The sequence below is a fragment of the Agathobaculum desmolans ATCC 43058 genome, from assembly GCF_000701665.1.
Taxonomy (GTDB): Bacteria; Bacillota; Clostridia; order Oscillospirales; family Butyricicoccaceae; genus Agathobaculum; species Agathobaculum desmolans.
On sequence record NZ_JNJN01000042.1, the window covers coordinates 19,702 to 27,270 of the forward strand.

The 7,569-nt window shown below is 48.1% G+C and carries 7 protein-coding genes and 1 pseudogene; all 8 read left to right on the forward strand.

What is annotated here, in order from left to right:
* Positions 1–13: 13 nt before the first annotated feature.
* The 8 genes and pseudogenes from T363_RS15655 to T363_RS0110765 all read left to right on the forward strand — a co-directional run bounded on the left by T363_RS15655 (position 14) and on the right by T363_RS0110765 (position 7,460).
* Complete coding sequence (locus tag T363_RS15655) at positions 14–166, forward strand: DUF3789 domain-containing protein (protein ID WP_078097016.1); 153 nt, start codon at positions 14–16, stop codon at positions 164–166.
* Positions 126–458, forward strand: a complete 333-nt coding sequence (locus T363_RS0110735; protein WP_031475737.1) for a plasmid mobilization protein — start codon at positions 126–128, stop codon at positions 456–458. Before T363_RS15655 ends, T363_RS0110735 begins: the two co-directional genes overlap by 41 nt.
* Entirely contained in the window at positions 458–1,870 is a 1,413-nt protein-coding gene (locus T363_RS0110740) for a relaxase/mobilization nuclease domain-containing protein (RefSeq protein ID WP_031475739.1), read from the forward strand. Before T363_RS0110735 ends, T363_RS0110740 begins: the two co-directional genes overlap by 1 nt.
* Positions 1,812–2,645: a PcfB family protein gene (locus tag T363_RS0110745; RefSeq protein ID WP_031475741.1), complete on the forward strand. Its 834-nt coding sequence runs from the start codon at positions 1,812–1,814 to the stop codon at positions 2,643–2,645. Before T363_RS0110740 ends, T363_RS0110745 begins: the two co-directional genes overlap by 59 nt.
* Positions 2,645–3,508: a hypothetical protein gene (locus T363_RS0110750; protein ID WP_031475743.1), complete on the forward strand. Its 864-nt coding sequence runs from the start codon at positions 2,645–2,647 to the stop codon at positions 3,506–3,508. Before T363_RS0110745 ends, T363_RS0110750 begins: the two co-directional genes overlap by 1 nt.
* Positions 3,509–3,523: 15 nt before the next feature.
* Positions 3,524–3,721: a hypothetical protein gene (locus tag T363_RS0110755; RefSeq protein ID WP_031475745.1), complete on the forward strand. Its 198-nt coding sequence runs from the start codon at positions 3,524–3,526 to the stop codon at positions 3,719–3,721.
* A pseudogene (locus T363_RS0110760) lies at positions 3,708–5,057 on the forward strand (VirD4-like conjugal transfer protein, CD1115 family); the annotation flags it as partial. The gene T363_RS0110755 and the pseudogene T363_RS0110760, both read left to right, overlap by 14 nt.
* Positions 5,058–5,639: 582 nt before the next feature.
* Positions 5,640–7,460: a reverse transcriptase/maturase family protein gene (locus T363_RS0110765; protein ID WP_031475749.1), complete on the forward strand. Its 1,821-nt coding sequence runs from the start codon at positions 5,640–5,642 to the stop codon at positions 7,458–7,460.
* The last annotated feature ends 109 nt before the right edge of the window (positions 7,461–7,569 follow it).

A 7,569-nucleotide genomic window follows, 5' to 3' on the forward strand; every position in this document is an offset into this window, starting at 1 on the left:
GGAGTCATAAAAAATGAGTGAGTTTTTATTCTTCCTCATCGGCACGATGCTCGGCAGCGTCATCGGCGTTGTCTTTATGTGCTTGCTTCAGATTAACAGGCTCTCCGAGAGAAAGGAGGACTGCGATGCGAAAAAGAAATGTGCAGATACTGTTCCGTCTGAATGACGAGGAAGCCGCCTACCTCTATGAGCTTGTGGCAAAATCTGGGCGGTCTAAGGAGGCGTTGCTACGTTCCATGCTGATGGGTTACCGCCTTTGCGAAAAGCCCGACCCAGAGTTTTACCAGATAATGCGGGAGCTGTCGGCTATCGGCAACCGTATCAACCAGCTTGCGGCGAAAGCCAACGCCCTTGACTTCGTGGACGCTCCCATGCTTCGTGAGGAAGCCAAGCGGTGGCGTGACTTCCGTCTGGAGGTCAGCAAGACCTACCTGCTCCCCAGAAAGCAGACGGGCTGATGGCGGTCTGCGAGATATGGGATGTGAAAGGCAGGCTCGACCACCCAATCGACTATGCCGAAAACCCAGAAAAGACCGCCAACCCGAAATACAGCGAGGGCGAGTTACAGGCGATGGTGGATGTGATGGAGTACGCCACCAACAAGGACAAGACCGAGCAGCGGTTTTTCGTTACGGGCGTCAACTGCGACCCCGCCACGGCGAGGGATGAGATGATGATTGCTAAGCTTCAGTGGAACGATACAAGCGAGATTGTCTGCTACCACGGCTTCCAGAGCTTTAAGCACGGAGAGGTCACGCCAGAGGTTGCCCATGAGGTGGGCGTAAAACTGGCGGAGAAGATGTGGGGCAGCAGGTTTCAGGTCATTGTCGCCACCCACTTAAATACGGAGTGCCTGCACAACCACTTTGTCGTCAATTCTGTTTCTTTCACAGACGGGAAGCACTACCACGACAACAAGAAAAATCTGCGGCTGCTCCGTAAGCGTTCCGATGAGCTATGCAGGGAGTATGCCCTGTCTGTCATCGAACACCCAAGCGGGAAGAAAAAGCCCTACGCTCTCTACCAAGCGGAAAAGGAGGGGCGACCCACACGGGATAATGTGGCACGGCAGGCGGTGGACGAAGCCATCTCCAAATCATTTACCCTCAAGGACTTTGACCGCCAGATGGCGGAAATGGGATACCGAGTGAGCTTCGACCCCAACCGCAAATACTGGACGATTATCGGGAAAGGATGGCAAAGACCGAAGCGGCTCTACAAGCTCGGAGAGGATTACACCAATGAGAGGATTGTGGAGCGTATCAAGGGAAATTCTTATGCGGTCAAATTCCAGAGGTTTTCCAAACTGACCAAGCAGGTCACGGTCTATCGGCTGAAAGGCTCACTAAAAGACGCCAAGAAAATCGGCGGCTTGCGTGGGCTGTATCTCCATTACTGCTATAAGCTCGGTATCCTGCCGAAAAAGAAACAACCCAATTATGCACGGCTTCATTATCTCCTGAAGGACGACCTGATGAAGATGGAAGCCATCACACAGGAAACAAGGCTGCTCTGCCGCTGTCACATCGACACCACGGAGCAGCTTTGTGATTATAAAAGCTCTTTGCAATCCGAAATGGCTGAGCTGACCGAACAGCGTAAGGGGCTTTATTCCCAGAGCCGCAAGGCAGGCGGCGAAGAAAAAGAAGCGGTCAAAGCAAGACTTTCAGAAATCACGGAGCGAATGAAATTTTTGCGGAAGGAGGTCAGGTTGTGCGAGGGCATCGAAGCCCGCAGCGATACCCTCAAAGAGAAACTGAAAGTGATACGGGCAGACGAAAACAGACAGCAAGGAAAGGAGCTGAGGAAAGATGAACACAGGCGGCGAAGCGGCGGAACAAATCGTGCGGATGAGCTTGGAGGGATTTGAAGTCGCTGCCAAAATCACAGGTGCAGGTGCGAAGAATATCGCCATACTCCTGTATTCCATTCTGAAAGAAGAAAAGAAAACCAAAGGCAAGGCGAGGCTGACGAGTATGCTGCGTTCTGGCAAGGAGTTAAAGGTCTTTACCGTCAAGCGTGGCGATTTGCAGAAATTCACGCAGGAGGCAAAAAAGTACGGCGTCCTTTACTGCGTCCTCACAGACCGTAAGAACAAAGACCCCAATGCGGAAGTGGATGTGATTGCCAGAGCCGAGGACGCTTCCAAAATCAGCCGTATTGTAGAACGCTTCCATCTTGCTTCGGTGGATACCGCATCTATCGTGACCGAAGCGGAAAAATCCAAAGACGGGAAATCTGCGGCGAAGGACGGCAAGGATAGTCAGCCAGAGCCAGACATCGGCGTTCAGGAGAAAGCAGAAAAAGACAAGCTGCTTGACGCCCTCATGGGCAAGCCCGTCCAGAAAGAGGAAAACGCCCCAAACCCCTCGGTGGCAAAGACAGAAAAATCCCCTCTGTCCGAGCCTACCTCAGAGCAGCCAAAGAAATCCGCAGAGGGGGCTACTATGACTAAGGCGGAAAAGCCGTCGGTCAAAGAAGAACTGCGGAAAATCAGGGAGAGCCGAAAGGAACAGGAAGCCGATGCTTCCCCTGTCGGCAGGGAGAAATCTTCCGATAAGGCGAAGAAGCCGCCCGCAGGAAAGACGGAGCATGAGCAGCCGCCGAAGCGGAAGAAACCGAAAAAATCGAAAGGAGCAAGATAATGAGTATCTATGATGTATTCAGCGGCGGCAGCCGCCCCTTTAACAAAGAGGAATGGGCTGCCCAGAAACAGGCGCAAAGGCAGGAAGCCTATGAACTGATTGACAACACCTGCGAAAAGATGATGGCAGATGGCGGTGTGTTTCAGCAGTATCTTGATGTGCAGGGGCGGTTTGACCGCTACTCTGTCAATAACGCCATTCTGGTGGCGGCGCAGATGCCCGAAGCGACGCAGCTCAAAGAAAAATCGGCTTGGAAGAATAACCGTGTCTATGTGAATAAGGACGCACGGAAAGTCGTTATCCTTGAGCCGAGTAAGGAATATACCCGTAATGATGGTACAAAGGCTGTCGGCTACAATGCTAAAGAGGTCTACGATGTTTCCGAAACCTCTGCAAAGGACAGGCAGCAGCCGCAGGAAGCAAAGACCATGCGGGATTTGGCGTCGGCAATGATTGACGCAAGCCCCGCCAATTTTCAGCCCGTGGAGGAACTGGAAGTACCCGCTTTCTATGACAGCTCGCAGCAGACTATCTTTGTCAGGACGGGGCTTTCAGAGGAACAGCTTTTCGTGTGTATATCGAAGGAGGTTGCGGCGGCGGTTTTCGATTTCAAATACAATGAGAGCCGTGACGCATCCGATTTCAAATCCTTCTGCGTCGCCTATATGGTAAGTTCCCGTTACGGTGTGGACACCAGAGGATTTAACTTTGGCAAGCTACCCAAAGAGTATGAGGGGATGGATACGCAGGCGTTCAAAGGCGAGCTTGGCTCAATGCGTGATGTTTTGGGCGAAATCCAGAGCGATATGTATAAGAGCATGGAGAAGAACAAGCCGCCGAAGTCGAAGGAACAGGAACGCTAATGGGAGGTGCAGCCGATGAAAGAAGAACGCTACCACATCGCCCTTGATAAGTACGATAAGAATATCGTGCTGAACGCACTCAATACCCTGCGGACGCAGCAGATACAGGAGGAACGCCCCACTGACCCTGTTGACGAGCTGATAAGCACGGTAGCCCACGCCCCGACCAAAAAGGTGCGTGTCGTAAACTGCAAGTGCCATGAGGAACGATGAGAACAGGACGAGCCTAATCCTTGCCGCCTGCGGGATTGTGCCTGTTGTGTGGTTTGCCCTGCTGACCGCCCCATATGTGGACGGCGGCATCGTGGAGATAATCGGAGGTTTATCCGAAGCAATCAATCAGCCGTTTCAGATAACGGTATGTGAGGACAGCGTGAAAACTGTCCTTATTTTTTTGCTTGCCTACGGGATGGGCATCGGCATTTATCTCTCCACACGCAGGAACTACCGCAAACGGGAGGAACACGGCTCGGCAAAATGGGGCAACGCAGGTACGCTTAATAAAAAGTACCGAGATAAAGACCCGACCCAGAATAAGCTCTTAACCCAGAATGTCCGTATCGGACTGGACGGGAGGAAGCACCGCCGCAACTTAAATATCTTAGTCTGCGGCGGCTCTGGTGCGGGCAAGACCCGCTTCTTTTGTAAGCCCAACGCCATGCAGTGCAACACTTCGATGGTCATCTTAGACCCAAAGGGAGAAATCGTGCGGGATGTGGGAGGTTTGCTTGAAAAGAAAGGCTATGAGGTGCGGGTGCTTGATTTAATCAACATGCACAAGAGCCATTGCTACAACCCGTTTGTCTATCTTCGGAGCGACAACGATGTGCAGCGTCTTGTAACGAACTTGTTTAAGGCGACCACGCCGAAAGGAAGTCAGTCGCAAGACCCGTTCTGGGATACGGCGGCGAGTATGCTGCTCCTCTCCCTTGTGTTCTACCTGAAATACGAAGCCCCGCCAGACGAACAGAATTTCCCGATGGTGATGGAGCTGCTTCGTGCAGGCGAGGTTAAGGAGGACGACGACAGCTATGTAAGCCCCCTTGATGAACTGTTTGACCGTCTGGAAATGGAAAACCCAGAGCATATCGCACTCAAGTATTATCGGGATTATCACTCTGGCTCTGCCAAGACGCTAAAGAGCATCCAGATAACCCTTGCCGCAAGGCTTGAAAAATTCAATCTGGAGAGCCTTGCAAGTCTTACCGCCACAGACGAGCTTGATTTGCCGAGCTTAGGCGAAAAGAAAGTGGCTCTGTTTGCCCTAATCCCAGATAACGATACAAGTTTTAATTTTCTTGTGTCGATTCTATACACGCAACTTTTTCAACAGCTTTTTTATCTTGCCGACCACAAGTACGGCGGCAGCCTGCCCGTCCATTGCCATTTCATCATGGACGAATTTGCGAATGTTTCGCTGCCCGATGACTTCGACAAGATTTTGAGCGTTATGCGTTCCAGAGGTGTGTCAGTCAGTATTATTTTGCAGAACTTGGCACAGCTTAAAGCCCTCTTTGAGAAACAGTGGGAAAGCATCGTGGGCAACTGCGTGCGCCCAGAAGTCGCCAGCGCAATATAAATTGGCGACGTGGTACTTACAGGATACCGCCTTTAGCAAGCGGTAGGTAAAAGTATCAGGTGATGAAAAATCACAACCTATTATTCTACAACTTATCCGAGAGGGGAAACCCGAAGGGGAGTGTAGCATGTTGTTGTTCCAGTTGGAACGTAAATAGGAAAGGCGCTAATCCTATGCGTCAGAACATTTAAGAATAAAAATCAGTGTATGAGGTACAAAGCTAAACTGCCTAAACGATAGCCAGAGTGGGGGAACCCGTGCCCCGCATACGAAAAGGATTGAAACGTATGCTTTTCATGTTGGTTTCATTTCGCAGTTATGAAAGCAAGCGATACTCATGAAAGAGCAACCGCAAGACAGCGGATAAATGGCGAAAGTCGGTGCCGACAACACTGAATGCTAATCCTGTATTTACTAACTGGGGATGACCTAAACCTGGTAACAGGCATGGTCACACAGCTCCCATAGTAGTCCGAGACGTTAATGACGTTCACATGGCGAAGGGGAGCAGCTTATCAGAAAATACTAAAATGAAGGAAGGTGCGAGAGGCATTGAGAAATCCAACTGAGGTATTGAAAAATTTGATGGAAAAGTCAAAGAATGAAACTTACAGATTTCAGAGATTATACAGAAATCTGTACAATCCGGAGTTTTATTGGCTTGCGTATAAAAATATCTACGCAAATGATGGCAGTATGACTGCCGGAGCTGATGGAACAACGATTGATGGCATGGGTAACGAGAGAATTGAGAGGATTATTTTATCCTTAAAAGACCGAAGTTACCAACCTAAGCCTGCAAGAAGAGAATATATTGCAAAGAAAAACAGCAGTAAAAAACGTCCTCTGGGTATTCAGTCGGGGGATGATAAACTCGTGCAGGAAGTCGTTAAGATGATTTTGGAGAGTATTTATGAGCCTGTGTTCAGTAATAAATCACATGGGTTCAGACCAAACAGAAGCTGTCAGACAGCACTGAAACAGATACAGAACACCTTTACTGGTGCGAACTGGTTTGTGGAAGGAGATATACACGCTTGTTTTGACAGTTTCGACCACCATGTAGTTATCGACCTCTTGAAAAAGAGGATTGATGACGAAGCGTTTATCCAGCTTATATGGAAATTCCTAAAAGCAGGATATATGGAACAATGGACATTCAACAGAACCTATAGCGGAGTGCCGCAGGGGTCGGGAGTCAGTCCAGTGCTGGCAAATATTTACCTTCATGAATTGGACAAATTTATGGAAAATTATGCAGAAAACTTCAATACAGAAGCCAAGAAGAAACATTTTTCTACTGCATATAAGTCCAGTGTCGGTAAGGCATACAGATATAGGAAAAAGGGCAGAGAGATATGGGATAGTCTGTCTGATGAAGAAAAGAAAATCAGATGCAAAAATCTTAAGGAACTGGAAATGATTGAAAAATCTACAACACCGTACGTCTATAACGACAGTAATTATAAAAGGGTGCAGTATACGAGATATGCGGATGATTTTATCATCGGGGTTATTGGTAGCAAAGCAGACGCAGAAGCTATCAAGAAAGACGTGAAAATATTCCTGCAAAAAGCATTGAAATTAGAAATGTCAGACACTAAGACAAAGGTTACGCACACTGGAAACAGAGCAAGATTTCTAGGTTACGACATTACGGTATCAAGAGCGCAGACGCTACAGAAGGCTTCTAACGGAAGGGTTCAGAGATGTCAGACAGGAGTTGTTAAACTGTATGTTCCACGCGAAAAATGGGTAGGTAAGTTAATTGAATACAAAGCAATGAAAATCAAAATCAACGAAAACGGAAAAGAGAGATTTGTAGCCCTTCATAGGGGAAAACTGGTAAACCAGAGCGATATTGAAATTCTCGCAAGATACAATGCAGAAGTCCGTGGACTATATAATTATTACTCCATAGCGAATGACTCCTTTAAAATAGGGAGATTTGCCAATGTAATGAAATACAGCATGTATAAAACATTTGCGTGCAAGTATAAGACGAATGTTCATGAGATTAAGCGGAGATATTGCAGAAACGAATTATTTACAGTTGCGTATGAAACAAGGCAGGGAATGAAAACAACAACATTCTACAGGGATGGTTATAAACGGAAGGAATGTGCTACAAAGTTTGATAATGTAAGCGAGCTTCCGCAGTTTTCAAAATATGCCAAAACTAACACTCTCAAACAGAGAGTGGAACGTCATACTTGTGAATTATGCCAAAAAGACTGTAGAAATCTGGTAATACACCAAGTTAAGAAACTCAAAGATTTAAAGGGAAATACAGAGTGGGTATTACTCATGCGAAAAAGGAGACGGAAAACACTCGTGGTATGCCCCGAATGCCATAATTTAATTCATTCGTAACACCGCAAATGATAAGCGGAAAGCCGTATACATCGAGAGGTGTACGTGCGGTTTGGGAGGGAGTGGATGCAAGTCCTTTTCGAAGGATGAGCTGAAGCTTACCTCATGA